The sequence below is a fragment of the Thetidibacter halocola genome (assembly GCF_018224955.1).
GTDB classification, from domain to species: domain Bacteria; phylum Pseudomonadota; class Alphaproteobacteria; order Rhodobacterales; family Rhodobacteraceae; genus Thetidibacter; species Thetidibacter halocola.
This window is the reverse complement of the sequence record NZ_JAGTUU010000006.1, coordinates 318,469-333,077: the sequence shown is the minus strand read 5'-3', so window position 1 is coordinate 333,077 and position 14,609 is coordinate 318,469. Positions and strand designations below refer to the sequence as shown.

12 protein-coding genes are annotated in these 14,609 nt (G+C 65.8%); 6 read left to right on the top strand and 6 right to left on the bottom strand.

Annotation, left to right across the window (positions count from 1 at the left end; translation table 11 throughout):
* Positions 1 to 68 precede the first annotated feature (68 nt).
* Positions 69 to 665, bottom strand: a complete 597-nt coding sequence (gene lptC, locus KB874_RS16365; RefSeq protein ID WP_212537623.1) for an LPS export ABC transporter periplasmic protein LptC — start codon at positions 663 to 665, stop codon at positions 69 to 71.
* Positions 666 to 805: 140 nt separating this feature from the next.
* Entirely contained in the window at positions 806 to 1,978 is a 1,173-nt protein-coding gene (locus KB874_RS16360; protein WP_212537622.1) for a pyridoxal phosphate-dependent aminotransferase, read from the bottom strand.
* Positions 1,979 to 2,197: 219 nt separating this feature from the next.
* Here KB874_RS16360 and rimP point away from each other — a divergent pair, with 219 nt between their 5' ends.
* The 4 genes from rimP to infB are packed head-to-tail and all read left to right on the top strand — an operon-like array spanning position 2,198 to position 7,557.
* Positions 2,198 to 2,767: a ribosome maturation factor RimP gene (rimP, locus tag KB874_RS16355; RefSeq protein ID WP_212537621.1), complete on the top strand. Its 570-nt coding sequence runs from the start codon at positions 2,198 to 2,200 to the stop codon at positions 2,765 to 2,767.
* 6 nt (positions 2,768 to 2,773) lie between these two features.
* Complete coding sequence (nusA, locus tag KB874_RS16350) at positions 2,774 to 4,396, top strand: transcription termination factor NusA (RefSeq protein WP_212537620.1); 1,623 nt, start codon at positions 2,774 to 2,776, stop codon at positions 4,394 to 4,396.
* 2 nt (positions 4,397 to 4,398) lie between these two features.
* Complete coding sequence (locus tag KB874_RS16345) at positions 4,399 to 5,034, top strand: RNA-binding protein (protein WP_212537619.1); 636 nt, start codon at positions 4,399 to 4,401, stop codon at positions 5,032 to 5,034.
* A 9-nt stretch (positions 5,035 to 5,043) separates the two neighbouring features.
* Positions 5,044 to 7,557, top strand: a complete 2,514-nt coding sequence (gene infB, locus KB874_RS16340) for a translation initiation factor IF-2 (protein ID WP_212537618.1) — start codon at positions 5,044 to 5,046, stop codon at positions 7,555 to 7,557.
* Between the two features lie 83 nt (positions 7,558 to 7,640).
* On the opposite strand, the gene KB874_RS23210 is transcribed toward infB, so the two are convergent.
* The 4 genes from KB874_RS23210 to KB874_RS16325 form a co-directional block, all read right to left on the bottom strand.
* Entirely contained in the window at positions 7,641 to 7,775 is a 135-nt protein-coding gene (locus KB874_RS23210) for a hypothetical protein (protein ID WP_283054847.1), read from the bottom strand.
* A gap of 125 nt (positions 7,776 to 7,900) precedes the next feature.
* A complete protein-coding gene (mutT, locus tag KB874_RS16335) occupies positions 7,901 to 8,299 on the bottom strand; it encodes an 8-oxo-dGTP diphosphatase MutT (protein WP_212537617.1) in 399 nt (132 codons plus the stop codon).
* An 88-nt stretch (positions 8,300 to 8,387) separates the two neighbouring features.
* Positions 8,388 to 9,611, bottom strand: a complete 1,224-nt coding sequence (gene argJ / locus KB874_RS16330) for a bifunctional glutamate N-acetyltransferase/amino-acid acetyltransferase ArgJ (RefSeq protein WP_212537616.1) — start codon at positions 9,609 to 9,611, stop codon at positions 8,388 to 8,390.
* On the bottom strand, positions 9,612 to 10,457 hold the full coding sequence (locus KB874_RS16325) for a peptidylprolyl isomerase (RefSeq protein WP_212537615.1): 846 nt from the start codon (positions 10,455 to 10,457) through the stop codon (positions 9,612 to 9,614). It lies immediately after the preceding gene.
* Between the two features lie 179 nt (positions 10,458 to 10,636).
* Here KB874_RS16325 and secA point away from each other — a divergent pair, with 179 nt between their 5' ends.
* The gene (secA, locus tag KB874_RS16320) at positions 10,637 to 13,420 is read left to right on the top strand and encodes a preprotein translocase subunit SecA (RefSeq protein ID WP_212537614.1); all 2,784 of its coding nucleotides are present in this window, start codon (positions 10,637 to 10,639) and stop codon (positions 13,418 to 13,420) included.
* 104 nt (positions 13,421 to 13,524) lie between these two features.
* Complete coding sequence (locus KB874_RS16315; RefSeq protein ID WP_249200550.1) at positions 13,525 to 14,601, top strand: translocase; 1,077 nt, start codon at positions 13,525 to 13,527, stop codon at positions 14,599 to 14,601.
* Positions 14,602 to 14,609 lie beyond the last annotated feature (8 nt).

The window sequence follows — 14,609 nt, the reverse complement described above, 5'->3', positions numbered from 1 at the left end:
CGCGGCCTGCGGCGTCCGGCCCGCAATAAGGGCGGGCCCACACCGGGTCAAGCATGCGAGGCGGTGGCCTATTCCGGTTGCCAGACGGTGCGCACCCCGCCCGAGAATCGCAGGATCAGGTCGTCATCCTTGCCCACGGCCTCGATTTCCATGCGTCCGGCCTCGATGATGGCGCCCGGTCCGGTTCCGGTGACGGGCCCGCCGCTTTGGGCGGCGATCCGGTTGATCGAGGCGGTCAGCGAGTCGGTCCGCAACTCGAATCCGGCGTCGTTGCGGAACAGGACGTCGCCGCTCAGCACCATGTCGTCCTCGGCCTGCCGCATCAGCGCGCGCCGCGCGTCCAGCGTCACCTCGCCACCGTCGAGCAGGGTCATCCGGGCGGCAATGCCTTCGGCCTCGAAGTTGCCGTCGCCCACGGCGCGCACGGTTCCGGCGGTCATCGTCAGCATGTCGCCCCGCTCGGTCATCCCGGCATATGACGCCCGGCGGACGTTCTCCTGCCCGAGATCGGTCTCGGACAGCGCGTCCGAGAACGGTACGCGCATGTCCGGCTCGGACTTGCGCGACAGCAGGAACAGCGAGGACAGCAGCGCCAGCGCGATCATGGGCAGCAGGATCTTGAGCCACGCGATGACCCGCGAATATGCCCCGTCCCGTCGTGCCATGCCGATCCGTCCTTTGCCGATCCCGAAAGGGTGCGGGCCGACCGGCCCCCGACAGCCCGCGGGATGCCGTCAGGCCGGAAGGGATCCTGGCCCGACGCCGTTCTAAGGGGCGGGGCCCCTGCTGCGCAAGCGCCCGTGCGTCAGCCCAGCAACCCGCCGATCCGCTCGATCGCCTTCAGGATGTTCTCGGTCGAATTGGCGTAGGAGAAGCGGACATAGCCCTCGCCATACCGGCCGAAAGATGTGCCGGCGACGGTGGCGACCCCGGCTTCGTCCAGGAAACGGTCCTGCGCCTGTTTCGACGTCATGCCGGTGCCCTCGATGTTCGGGAAGGCATAGAAGGCGCCTGCCGCGTCGGGGCAGCGCACGCCGGGCAGGGCGTTCAGCGCCTCGACGATCACCTTTCGCCGCGCGTCGAACTGCGCGACCATGTCGCGGACCGCGTCCTGTGGCCCGGTCAGCGCGGCCAGACCCGCGTATTGCGTCGCCGCGTTCACGCAGGAATGGTCGTTGATGCAAAGACGGGTGACGTGATCCACCGCCGAGGCCGGCCAGACCGCGTAGCCCAGCCGCCAGCCGGTCATGGCGTAGGTCTTGGACCAGCCGTCCAGCATGATCAGCCGGTCGCGGATTTCCGGGTATTGCAAAAGCGAGACATGTTCCCGCCCATCATAGAGCATCTGCGAATAGATCTCGTCCGACAGGATCGCAACGTTCGGATGAGCGGCAAGTCCCGCCACCAGCTTGTCCACCTCTTCTCGGGGGGTGACCCCGCCGGTGGGGTTGGCAGGCGAGTTGATGATGATCAGCCGCGTGCGCGGCGTGATCTGGCCCAGCACCTCGTCGGCGGAAAAGGCAAAGCCGTTTTCCTCCTTCAGGGCGATCGGAACCGGGGTGGCGCCGGAATAGCGGATTACTGATTCGTAGATCGGGAAACCGGGGTTCGGATACAGGATCTCGGCCCCCGGCTCGCCGAACATCAGAACGGCAAAGAACATGGTGGGCTTGCCGCCCGGCACGACGACGACGTGATCGGGGTTCACCTCGACATTGTGGCGGCGGTGCAGGTCGGCGGCGACGGCCTCGCGCAGCGGACCGATACCGTTGGCTGGGGTGTAACCGTGATGGCCGTCGCGCAGCGCCTTGATCCCGGCCTCGACGATATGCTCGGGCGTGCGGAAATCCGGCTGGCCGATGCCGAGATTGATGATGTCGCGCCCCTGCGCGGCCAGCTGTCCCGCCCGCGCCAGCACGACAAAGGCCGATTCGGTGCCGAGGCGCGACAGGCTTTCGGCGAAGTGCAGTTGGGTCATGGTGTCCTCCCCTCGGTTTGCGGCGTTATCGGGGGAAAGCGGGAACTTGTCCACGTCCCCGCGTCGGCCGGATGCAACGCCCTTGTCAAACCGGGGTTGCCGGCGTATATGCCCCTCAACAGCGGTGCGCTGGGGTCCACACCCGGCGCCCACCGGACACCATCCGACGGGCCGCTGGCCCGTTTTTTTGTGCCTGAGATCACCCCCGGAAGGGAGAGCATGTCAAACCTGATCGCCAAGACCGGCATGGACAGCCGCCTGGCCGAGATCCTGACCCCTGTCATCGAGGACATGGGGTTCGAGCTGGTGCGCATCCGCCTGATGGGCGGCAACACGCCGACGCTCCAGATCATGGCCGAACGCCCCGAGGGCGGCATCGAGGTGGACGAGTGCGCCCGCATCTCGACCGCCGTCAGCGCAGTTCTGGATGTCGAGGATCCGATCGTCGAGGCCTACACGCTCGAGGTTTCCAGCCCGGGCATCGACCGACCGCTGACCCGGCTCAAGGATTTCGAGACCTTCGAGGGCTACGAGGCCAAGATCGAGACGACCGACATGATCGACGGCCGCAAGCGGTTCCGTGGTATCCTGGCGGGAGTCGAGGACGACGAGGTTCTGGTCAACCTCGACGAGGGCACCATCGGCCTGAAATTCGACTGGCTGGCCGATGCCAAGCTGGTCCTGACAGACGACCTGATCCGCGCCATGCTGAAGGCCCGCAAGGCCGCGCAGATCGACGAAAGCAAGTTCGACGAGATCGAGGCCGACGACGGCCCCCAGGAGGAGTGAGACGACATGGCAATCACCTCTGCCAACCAGCTTGAACTGTTGCAGACCGCCGAGGCGGTTGCGCGCGAGAAGATGATCGACCCGTCTCTGGTCGTCGAGGCGATGGAGGAAAGCCTCGCCCGCGCGGCCAAGTCCCGCTACGGCTCCGAGATGGACATCCGGGTCAAGATCGACCGCAAGACCGGCCGCGCCTCGTTTACCCGTGTGCGCACCGTGGTCGAGGACGAGGAGCTGGAGAACTATCAGGCCGAGATGACAGTCCAGCAGGCCAAGCAATACATGGCCGAACCCAAGGTCGGCGACACCTTCGTCGAAGAAGTTCCGCCGGTGGAACTGGGCCGGATCGCGGCGCAGTCGGCCAAGCAGGTGATCCTGCAAAAGGTCCGCGAGGCAGAGCGCGACCGCCAGTTCGAGGAATTCAAGGACCGCGTCGGCACGATCATCAACGGCACCGTCAAGCGCGAGGAATACGGCAACATCATCGTCGACGTGGGCCGCGGCGAGGCCATCCTGCGCCGCAACGAGAAGATCGGCCGCGAAAGCTATCGCCCCGGCGACCGGATCCGCTGCTACGTCAAGGACGTCCGCCGCGAGACCCGCGGCCCGCAGATCTTCCTGTCGCGCACCGCGCCGGAATTCATGGCAGAGCTGTTCAAGATGGAAGTGCCGGAAATCTACGACGGCATCATCGAGATCAAGGCCGTCGCCCGCGACCCGGGTTCGCGCGCCAAGATCGGCGTCATTTCCTATGACGGCTCGATCGACCCCGTGGGCGCCTGCGTCGGCATGCGCGGCAGCCGCGTGCAGGCCGTCGTGAACGAGCTTCAGGGCGAGAAGATCGACATCATCCCGTGGAACGAGGACATGCCGACCTTCCTCGTCAACGCGCTGCAGCCGGCTGAAGTGTCGAAGGTGGTCTTGGACGAGGATGCCGAGCGCATCGAGGTGGTGGTGCCCGACGACCAGCTGTCGCTGGCCATCGGCCGCCGTGGCCAGAACGTGCGTCTCGCGTCGCAGCTGACCGGCCTCGATATCGACATCCTCACCGAGGAAGAAGAATCGAAGCGCCGCCAGAAGGAATTCGAGGAGCGTACCCAGCTGTTCATGGACGCGCTGGACCTGGACGAATTCTTTGCCCAGCTGCTGGTCTCGGAAGGCTTCACCAATCTCGAGGAAGTCGCCTATGTCGACCAGGACGAGCTTCTGGTGATCGACGGGGTGGACGAAGACACCGCGACCGAACTGCAGACCCGTGCCCGCGAGCAGCTCGAAGAGCAGGCCCGCAAGGCGCTGGAACGCGCCCGCGAACTGGGTGCCGAGGACAGCCTGGTGTCCTTCGAGGGGCTGACGCCGCAGATGCTAGAGGCGCTGGCCGAGGACGGCGTCAAGACGCTCGAGGATTTCGCGACCTGCGCCGACTGGGAACTGGCCGGCGGCTGGACGACGGTGAACGGCCAGCGCGTCAAGGATGAGGGCCTGCTCGAGAAATTCGATGTCAGCCTCGAAGAGGCGCAGACCATGGTGATGACCGCACGGGTCCTGCTGGGCTGGGTCGATCCGACCGAACTCGAGGCCGAAGAGGCCGAAGAGGGCGATGCGGACGGGGAAACCGAAGAGCGGGAAGACTGAGCATGACCCGAGGGGGCCGCGACAAGGATCGGGACGACGGGCCGGAGCGCAAGTGCATCGCCACGCAAGCGGTGCATCCGCAGGCGCACCTGATCCGTTTTGTCGTGGCCCCCGACGGTGCGGTGGTGCCCGATCTGGCTGGAAAACTTCCGGGCCGGGGTATATATGTGATCCCGGATCGCGCCGCCCTGACCCGCGCCGCGACCAAGGGTCTTTTCGCCCGCGCGGCCAAGCAGCCGGTCACGGTGCCCGACGATCTGCCCGGTCTTCTGGAACGGATGCTGTCCCGCCGGGTTGTCGATCTGATCAGCCTTGCGCGGAAGTCGGGCGAGGCAGTCACCGGCTATGAAAAGGTCAAGGACTGGCTCCAGACCGAGCGGGCGACGGTGCTGATCCAGGCCGAGGATGGGTCGGAACGGGGCAAGTCGAAGCTCAGCACGCCCTACGGCGGCGACTATATCGGCTGGCTCACGGCGGACGAACTGGGGATGGCCTTTGGCCGCGAAAAGGTGATACACGCGGCGCTTGGCGCTGGCGGTCTTTCGCGGCGTGTTGTAGAGGAAGCCCAACGGTTGAAGGGTCTCCGCGTCGGAAGGGCTGACGCGGACCACGGCGGCAACGGTCGCCTGAAAGGATGAAGTAGCTTTATGAGCGATAACGACGGCAAGAAAACTTTGGGTCTGCGCGGTGGTGCCCGGTCGGGCAATGTGAAGCAAAGCTTCAGCCACGGTCGCACCAAGAACGTCGTGGTGGAAACCAAGCGCAAGCGCGTCGTGGTGCCGAAGCCGGGTGCGGCTGGCGGCAAGACGGGCGCGACTCCGACAAGTGCGGCCGTCACGGCGGCTGCCGCTTCGGCCAAGCGGCCCGCGGGGATTTCCGATGCCGAGATGGAACGCCGTCTGAAGGCATTGCAGGCCGCCAAGGCCCGCGAGGTCGAGGAACAGGCCAAGCGCGAAGAAGAAGAGCGTATGCGCACGGAAGAGCGTGACCGCCTCCGCGCCGAGAAGGAACAGAAGGAACGCGAGCAGCGCGAGGCCGAAGAGGCCCTGCGCCGCAAGGCCGAAGAGGAAGAACGCAAGGCGCTGGAGGCCGCGCAGGCGGCCAAGCAGGCGGCAGAGCCCGCCTCCGCTGCCCCTGCCGACTCGGCCGCCGCACGCGCACCCAAGCCGGTCAAGGAAAAGGTTGCGGCCGACGCACCCCGCAAGGCCGAGCGCGAGCGCGAGGAACGCGGCCGCGGCGGCAAGGTCCGCGACGACAACAGCCGCCGAGCCGGCAAGCTCACGCTGAACCAGGCGCTGGGCGGCGAGGGCGGACGGCAGAAATCGCTCGCCGCGATGAAGCGCAAGCAGGAGCGCGCCCGCCAGAAGGCGATGGGCGGCGCCCAGTCGCGCGAGAAGGTCGTGCGCGACGTGCAACTGCCCGAGACGATCACGGTGGCCGAACTGGCCAACCGGATGGCGGAACGCGTGGCGGACGTGGTCAAGTCGCTGATGCAGAACGGCATCATGGCGACGCAGAACCAGGCGATCGACGCCGATACCGCCGAACTCATCATCGAGGAATTCGGCCACCGCGTGACCCGCGTGTCCGACGCCGACGTCGAGGACGTGATCACCCGGGTCGAGGACAATCCCAAGGACCTGCTGCCGCGTCCGCCAGTCATCACGATCATGGGCCACGTCGACCACGGCAAGACCTCGCTGTTGGACGCGATCCGCAACACCCAGGTGACGCAGGGCGAAGCCGGCGGCATCACGCAGCATATCGGCGCCTACCAGGTGACGACGAAGAACGGCGATCTGCTGACCTTCCTCGACACGCCCGGCCACGCGGCCTTCACCTCGATGCGCTCGCGCGGCGCGCAGGTGACGGACATCGTCGTGCTGGTGGTGGCAGCGGATGACGCGGTCATGCCGCAGACGGTCGAGGCGATCAACCACGCCAAGGCGGCCAAGGTGCCGATGATCGTGGCGATCAACAAGGTCGACAAGCCCTCCGCCAACCCGACCAAGGTGCGCACCGACTTGTTGCAGCACGAGGTCGTGGTCGAGGAAATGTCCGGCGACGTCCAGGACGTCGAAGTCTCGGCCCATACCGGCCAGGGCCTGGACACCCTTCTCGAGGCCATCGCGCTTCAGGCCGAGATCCTGGAACTGAAGTCCAACCCCGACCGCAACGCGCAAGGCGCGGTGATCGAGGCGCAGCTGGACGTGGGCCGTGGCCCCGTGGCGACGGTGCTGATCCAGCACGGCACGCTGCGCCAGGGCGACATCTTTGTCGTGGGCGAGCAATTCGGCAAGGTCCGCGCGCTGATCAACGACAAGGGCGACCGCGTTGCAGAGGCCGGCCCGTCGGTTCCGGTCGAGGTGCTGGGCCTGAACGGCACCCCCGAGGCGGGCGACGTGCTGAACGTCGTCGAGACCGAGGCGCAGGCGCGCGAAATCGCGGAATACCGCGCCAACCTCGCCAAGGAAAAGCGCGCCGCAGCCGGTGCCGCGACCACGCTGGAACAGTTGATGAAGAAGGCCAAGGACGACGCCAACGTGTCAGAACTGCCGGTGGTCGTGAAGGCCGACGTGCAGGGATCGGCCGAGGCGATCGTGCAGGCGCTGGAAAAGGTCGGCAACGAGGAAGTTCGCGTCCGCGTCATCCACTCGGGTGTCGGCGCCATCACCGAGACCGATATCGGCCTGGCCGAAGCTTCGGGCTGCCCGGTGATCGGCTTCAATGTGCGTGCCAACGCGCCGGCCCGCAACGCGGCCAACCAGAAGGGCGTGGAAATCCGCTATTACAGCGTGATCTACGACCTCGTGGACGACGTGAAGGCGGCGGCCTCGGGCCTGCTGTCCAAGGAAGTGCGCGAGAAGTTCATCGGCTATGCCACGATCAAGGAGGTCTTCAAGGTCTCGAACGTGGGCAAGGTTGCGGGCTGCCTCGTCACCGAGGGCGTGGCGCGGCGCAGCGCCGGTGTTCGCCTGCTGCGCGACGACGTCGTGATCCACGAAGGCACGCTGAAGACGCTCAAGCGTTTCAAGGACGAGGTCTCTGAGGTTCAGTCCGGCCAGGAATGCGGCATGGCCTTCGAGAACTACGACGACGTGCGCCCCGCGGATGTCATCGAGATCTTCGAGCGTGAGGAAATCGAGCGCAAGCTCGTCTGACTCGCGCCATGCGGAAAAGGAAAAGCGCCCCTGCGGGGGCGCTTTTTTCGTTCATGGCCCACCCTTCGGGCAGGGTGGATAGGTCAGGCGCGCTGGCCGACAGGAAGCCCGGTGAAGATCCGATCACCCACGCGGACGGAAATCCGTCCGTCGGGCAAGGTCTTTTCCAGGAGGCCCTGCACGGACACGCAACTTCCGATGATGATCGTGCGCAGCATGGCAGCTTTTCCGAATGTCAATGCTCAGATATATATATGGTTGAATTCGAAAAAAATCGACAAGAATTTTGACACAAAAAACCGGCATTCGCCCAATTGTAAAGCGTTCCCGGAAGATGGAACGGTCAGAGCCAGTCGCGCAGGATCGGAATTAGCGGAATATCCGCCGGTGGCATGGGGTAGTCGCGCAAGGCGGCCGGCTTGACCCAGGCCAGGCGCTGTCCTTCCCGCGACTCGGGGATGCCGTTCCACTTGCGGCAGGCATAAAGCGGCATCAGCAGGTGAAAGCTCTCGTAGCTGTGCGAGGCAAAGGTCAGCGGGGCGAGGCAGGAAGCCCAGGTGTCGATGCCAAGTTCTTCCTGCAATTCGCGGATCAGCGCCGCCTCGGGCGTCTCTCCTGCCTCGACCTTGCCGCCGGGGAATTCCCAGAGGCCGGCCATGGACTTGCCTTCAGGCCGCTGGGCCAGCAGGACGCGGCCATCCGGGTCGATCAGGGCGACGGCGGAGACGAGGACGGTTTTCATGACGGGCATCCCGGTACGAGCCGGGAAGGGGGCTCTGCCCCCGCATGCCTGCGGCACGCCCCCCGGAGTTTGTCTGGCAAGATGAAGATCAGGACCGGTAGTCGGCGTTGATGCTTATATAGCCATGGGTCAGGTCGCAGGTCCAGATCGTGGCCTGGCCCTGTCCTAGGCCGATATCGGCATGGATCGTGAGGCTCTGGTTCTTCATGTAGCTGGCGCCCTGGTCCTCGCGGTAGCCGGGCGAGACCCAGCCGTTTTCGGCCACCAAGATATCGCCAAAGCGGATGGTCAGGCGGTCGCGATCGGCCGCGGCACCGGACTTGCCGATCGCCATGACGACGCGGCCCCAATTGGGATCCTCGCCCGCGATGGCGGTCTTGATCAGCGGCGAGTTGGCGATGGACAGGGCGTGCGTGCGGGCATCGGCATCGCTGGCCGCCCCCGTGACGCGAACGGTGACGAATTTGGACGCGCCTTCGCCGTCCTTCACCACCTGGTGCGCGAGGTCGAGCATCACGCTGTGCAGCGCGTCCTCGAAGGCGGCATGGCCCGTGACGTTGACACCCGAGGTGCCGGTCGCGCCCAGCAGCAGCGTGTCCGAGGTCGAGGTGTCGCTGTCAACGGTGATGCAGTTGAAGGTCTTGTCGGTGAGTCGCGTCAGCATCGGCTGCAGGTCGGCGCGGGCGATTTTCGCGTCGGTGAAGATGTAGACCAGCATGGTCGCCATGTCGGGCGCGATCATGCCGGAGCCCTTGGCGATGCCGACGATCTTCACGGGCTTGCCGCCGATCTCCACCGTCACCGTGGCTCCCTTGGGGAATGTGTCGGTGGTCATGATCGCCTGCGCGGCCTCTTCCAGCCTGGCCGCGTCCAGCGCCTCGGCCAGGGCATCGACCTTGGCGGTGATGCGATCATACGGCAGGCGTTCGCCGATCACACCCGTCGATGAGGTGAACACGCGGCTGGCTGGCAGGCCGGTGCGCTCTGCCACGGCTGCGCAGATCGCGGCGACGGACTCTTCGCCCGCCTTGCCGGTGAAGGCGTTTGAATTCCCCGAATTGACGATGATCGCGGCGCCCGCGTCGCTGTCGAGGCCGATCTTGGCCTGGCAATCGAGCACGTTCGCCGAGCGCGTGGCAGAGCGGGTGAACACCCCCGCCATGGTGCTGCCCGGCGCGAGATGTGCCAGCATCACGTCGCGGCGACCGGGATAGCGTACGCCAGCCTCGACCGTGGCAAGCCGCAGCCCATCGATCACCGGCAGGGAGGGAAAGGTTTCAGGCGCCAGCGGCGAGCGGGGATATTTGCCCATTCAGTCCTCCAGAAGGTCGAGATTGGACAGGATCGAGGTGTCGATCTCGGCCTTGTCGGTGCGGGTCACTTCGGCCTGTTCCACCAGGCCATCGATCAGGGCGTTCACCGCGTCCTGCTGCAACTGGCCTTCGATCTGCTCGCGCACCGCGTCCAGTGCCGGTGCCTGTTGCGTGCGGGTCTCGTTCAGCTTGATCACGTGCCAGCCGAACTGGGTCTGGACGGGGGCAGAGACCTGGCCCGCGGTCAGCTGTTCCACGGCGGTCTGGAAGGGCGCGACCATCATGCCGGGGCCGAACCAGCCCAGTGCGCCACCACTCGGGCCAGAGGGGCCCGTGGAGCGGGTGCGCGCCAGCTCGGCGAAATCCGCGCCGCCGGCGATCTCGGCGGCGATGGCCGCGGCTTCTTCCTCAGTTTCCACCAGGATATGGGCGGCGTTGTATTCCGTGCCGGCATCGCCATTGACGTATTGCGCGTCATAGGCGGCCTGCACCGCCTCGTCGGTGATGGCGTCGCGGGCAACGCGACCGATGACCTCGGCGGCCAGCAGGGAACGGCGTTCGTTTTCCAGCGCGATCTCGGCCTTGCGGGTGACCTCGGCGCGCGGGTCCTGGGCCAGCGACTCCTGCTGGATCAACTGGTCGAGGATGCCGTCCCAGAGCACGTCGGCGGGCAGTTCCTGATACTGCTCGGGCAGCGAGGCACGGACCATCAGCATGTGAGCCAGCGTGATCTCGGTGCCGTTCACCGTCGCGACCACGGTCGAGGCGGTCATCTCTTCGGCGGCCAGCGGCGAGGCCAGCAGCGCCAGCGCGGCGACGGAGCGTTTCAGAAGGGTCATCGACATGACAGGTCCTTTGCACGTTTTGCCGCGTCGAACGGGCGCGGCGTTGACACTTTTCGGCCCGCCCCTTACGTAGCAGCGTGGCTTTGCGAGGCCGGTCTTTTCCACCGTCATATGGGCTGTGTGCGAGGCGGGCAAGCAGATGCCGCACACGAGACCGTCAGACAGGACAGGCACACAGCATGCTGGGAAAAATCGCGCGCAAGGTCTTTGGCACGCCGAACGACCGCAAGATCAAGGCGACGCGCCCGCTGGTCGAAAAGATCAACGCCCTGGAACCCGAGTTCGAGAAGCTGGACGATGCCGGGCTGATCGCCCGCACCGAAGCATTCCGCGAGCGGGTCAAGCAGGGAGAGAGCCTGGAAGCGCTGCTGCCCGAGGCGTTTGCCAATTGCCGCGAGGCGGCAAAGCGGGCGCTGGGGCTGCGCGCCTTCGACGTGCAGCTGATGGGCGGGATTTTCCTGCACCAGGGCAATATCGCCGAGATGAAGACCGGTGAGGGCAAGACGCTGGTCGCTACTTTCCCGGCCTACCTTAACGCGCTGACCGGGCGCGGCGTGCACATCGTCACCGTGAACGACTACCTCGCCCGCCGCGACGCGGAATGGATGAGCAAGGTCTACCGGGCGCTGGGCCTGACCACCGGGGTCGTCTATCCGCGCCAGCCCGAGGAAGAAAAGAAGGCGGCCTATGCCGCCGACATCACCTATGCGACCAACAACGAACTCGGCTTCGACTACCTGCGCGACAACATGAAGTCCGAGTTGAACCAGATCTACCAGCGCGACCATTACTTCGCGATCGTGGACGAGGTCGACTCGATCCTGATCGACGAGGCGCGCACGCCGCTGATCATCTCGGGCCCGTCGCAGGACCGCTCCGAGCTGTATGTCGGCATCAACAAGCTAATCCCCGACCTGTCCGAGGATCACTACACGATCGACGAGAAGACCCGCAACGTCACCTATACCGACGAGGGCAACGAGTTTCTCGAAGAGCACCTGCACGCGCGCGGCCTGCTGCCGGACGGGCAGACACTGTACGACCCGGAATCGACCACCGTCGTGCACCACGTCAACCAGGCCCTGCGAGCGCACAAGCTGTTCCAGAAGGACAAGGATTACATCGTCCGCGACGGCGAAGTGGTGCTGATCGACGAGTTCACCGGACGCATGATGCCGGGCCGCCGGCTGTCGGACGGCCTGCACCAGGCGATCGAAGCCAAGGAAGACTGCCAGATCCAACCCGAGAACGTGACGCTGGCCAGCGTGACCTTCCAGAACTATTTCCGCCTTTACGACAAGCTGGCCGGGATGACCGGCACCGCCGCCACCGAGGCGGCCGAATTCGGCGAGATCTATGGCCTGGGCGTGGTCGAGGTTCCGACGAACCGCCCGATCGCCCGGATCGACGAGGACGACAAGGTCTATCGCACCGCACGCGAGAAGTACGAGGCCATCGTCGAGGAAATCCGCCGCGCCCATGGCAAGGGCCAGCCTGTGCTGGTCGGCACCACCAGCATCGAGAAATCCGAGATGCTGAGCCAGCTGCTGAAGCAGGCCGAGTTGCCGCACAACGTCCTGAATGCCCGCCAGCACGAACAGGAAGCCCAGATCGTCGCCGACGCGGGCAAGCTGGGCGCCGTCACCATCGCGACCAACATGGCCGGCCGCGGCACCGACATCAAGCTGGGCGGCAACGTGGAATTCAAGGTGATGGAGGCCATCGCCGCCGATCCCGAGCGCCACCCCGACGAGATCCGCGCCGAGATCGAAGAGGGCCACAAGGCCGACGAACAGGCGGTCAAGGACGCGGGTGGTCTGTTCGTTCTGGCCACCGAACGGCATGAAAGCCGCCGCATCGACAACCAGCTGCGCGGCCGTTCGGGCCGCCAGGGCGACCCGGGCCGCTCGGAATTCTTCCTGAGCCTCGAAGACGACCTGATGCGGATCTTCGGCAGTGAACGGCTGGACAAGGTGCTCAAGGGCCTCGGCATGAAAGAGGGCGAGGCCATCGTCCACCCGTGGGTCAACAAGTCGCTGGAACGCGCACAGGCCAAGGTCGAGGGGCGCAACTTCGACATCCGCAAGCAACTGCTGAAGTTCGACGACGTGATGAACGACCAGCGCAAGGTGATCTTTGCGCAGCGCCGCGAGATCATGGAGGCAGCAGACCAGTCCGAGATCGTTGCCGACATGCGTCATCAGGTGATCGACGACCTGGTCGACCAGCATTGCCCGCCCAAGGCCTATGCCGACCAATGGGACGTGCGGGGTCTCTATGCCGCCTGCATCGAGAAGCTGGGCCTGGACGTGCCGGTGATCGCCTGGGCCGAAGAGGATGGCGTCGATCAGGAGGTGATCCGCGAACGCCTCGACGAGGCCAGCGACAAGCTGATGGCCGAAAAGCAGGAGGCGTTTGGCCCCGACACGATGCGCCAGATCGAAAAGCAGGTCCTGCTCCAGACCATTGACGCCAAGTGGCGCGATCATCTGCTGACGCTCGAGCACCTGCGTTCGGTCGTGGGTTTCCGCGGCTATGCGCAACGCGATCCGCTCAACGAGTACAAAAACGAGGCGTTCCAGCTGTTCGAGGGGCTGCTCGACGGCCTGCGCGAGGACGTGACCGCCAAGCTGAGCCAGGTCCGCCCGATGACCGAGGAAGAGCAGCGCGCGATGATGCAGCAGATCCTTGCGCAGCAGGGCATGCTGAATCGTCCGCAGGCACAGCCGGCCCAGCCGGCAGACCCGGCCGCGACAGAGCCCGGGACACAGCCCGCGCCAGCCGTGATCGCCGAAGCGCAGACCGCGCCCGTGCCCGTGCCCGTGGCTGAGGCTGAGGCGCAACCCTTGGTCGAGGGCTTCGACGAAACCGATCCGGCCACATGGGGCGATCCGGGCCGCAACGATCCCTGCCCCTGCGGGTCGGGGAACAAGTTCAAGCATTGCCACGGACGGCTTGCCTGACCCGGAGCGGCGCGGAATTGCCCAAAAGGCTCCGCTGACACGCCTCATGCCCGCCACGATTGGCGGGCACAACCGCCAGTGTATCCATTTGGCGGGAGGCCGGCATGGCACGTCTCAAGATTGCACTGCCCCAGTTGGGAAAGCGGAAGGAAAAGGTCGCCGCAGCGCCGAAACCGGCCCGCGCCCCTGGCCAGCCTTCTGTTGGCAAGAGCCGCTATTCCCTTGCCGGGGCCACCCTGTGCTGCGCGCTGGGCATCGGCTACGTGATGCAATACGGCCTGCCGGGACAGGCGCCGCAGGGCCCCGTCGTGGTGTCCGACATCACGCCGACCTCGTCTGCTGCCGTGAAGCCGAAACTGCCGACGGAGATGTACGCAATGGGACTGCCGGGCGGATCGGTCACGCTCGCCGCGCTGGAGGATGACGCCCTGCCCGCCGCCCTGCCGCCGCTGCCCGGCGATGACGCCGCAACGGCCGGTGCGACGCTTCAGGGCAGTCTCGACTGCACGATCGCGATGACCGCCGAGCCTGTGGCTGGGGCGATGGTCGACCTGGGTCTGACCGCCCCCTGCAACGCCAGCGAACGCGTCACCATCCATCATCACGGCATGATGTTCACCGAGATCGTCCAACCGGACGGCAGGCTGACCGTGACCGTGCCTGCGCTGAACGATAACGCCGTCTTCATTGCGGCCTTCCCAAGCGGTGACGGCGCTTCGGCGGTGGCCGAGGTGAACGCGCTGTCCTTCTATGATCGCGTGGTCGTCCAGTGGAAGGGCGAGGCCGGTCTGCAACTGCACGCGCGCGAATATGGCGCTGCCTATTTCACGCCGGGCCATGTCTGGGCTGCCGCCGCCGGAGACCTGGGCAACGCCGCACGGGGTGACGGCGGTTTCCTGTCTCGGTTGGGTCGTGAGGACGCGCCCGACGCGCTGCTGGCCGAGGTCTATTCCTTCCCTGCCGGCACGGCGCGCCGCTCGGGCCAGGTGGCCCTGTCGGTCGAGGCCGAGATCACGGGTGCGAATTGCGATACCGTGGTCGAGGCGCAGACGCTGGAACTGCATGACGCGGGCGACTTGCGGGTGCGCGACCTGCAACTCAGCATGCCTTCCTGCGAGGCCAAAGGCGACTTTCTGGTGTTGAAAAACCTCGTCGGAGACCTGACAATCGCCGCCAGGTAATGGATCTG

Coding starts and splice junctions, on each gene's coding strand:
- lptC (WP_212537623.1), bottom strand. CDS start 665: ATGGCACGACGGGACGGGGCATATTCGCGGGTCATCGCGTGGCTCAAG.
- KB874_RS16360 (WP_212537622.1), bottom strand. CDS start 1,978: ATGACCCAACTGCACTTCGCCGAAAGCCTGTCGCGCCTCGGCACCGAA.
- rimP (WP_212537621.1), top strand. CDS start 2,198: ATGTCAAACCTGATCGCCAAGACCGGCATGGACAGCCGCCTGGCCGAG.
- nusA (WP_212537620.1), top strand. CDS start 2,774: ATGGCAATCACCTCTGCCAACCAGCTTGAACTGTTGCAGACCGCCGAG.
- KB874_RS16345 (WP_212537619.1), top strand. CDS start 4,399: ATGACCCGAGGGGGCCGCGACAAGGATCGGGACGACGGGCCGGAGCGC.
- infB (WP_212537618.1), top strand. CDS start 5,044: ATGAGCGATAACGACGGCAAGAAAACTTTGGGTCTGCGCGGTGGTGCC.
- KB874_RS23210 (WP_283054847.1), bottom strand. CDS start 7,775: ATGCTGCGCACGATCATCATCGGAAGTTGCGTGTCCGTGCAGGGCCTC.
- mutT (WP_212537617.1), bottom strand. CDS start 8,299: ATGAAAACCGTCCTCGTCTCCGCCGTCGCCCTGATCGACCCGGATGGC.
- argJ (WP_212537616.1), bottom strand. CDS start 9,611: ATGGGCAAATATCCCCGCTCGCCGCTGGCGCCTGAAACCTTTCCCTCC.
- KB874_RS16325 (WP_212537615.1), bottom strand. CDS start 10,457: ATGTCGATGACCCTTCTGAAACGCTCCGTCGCCGCGCTGGCGCTGCTG.
- secA (WP_212537614.1), top strand. CDS start 10,637: ATGCTGGGAAAAATCGCGCGCAAGGTCTTTGGCACGCCGAACGACCGC.
- KB874_RS16315 (WP_249200550.1), top strand. CDS start 13,525: ATGGCACGTCTCAAGATTGCACTGCCCCAGTTGGGAAAGCGGAAGGAA.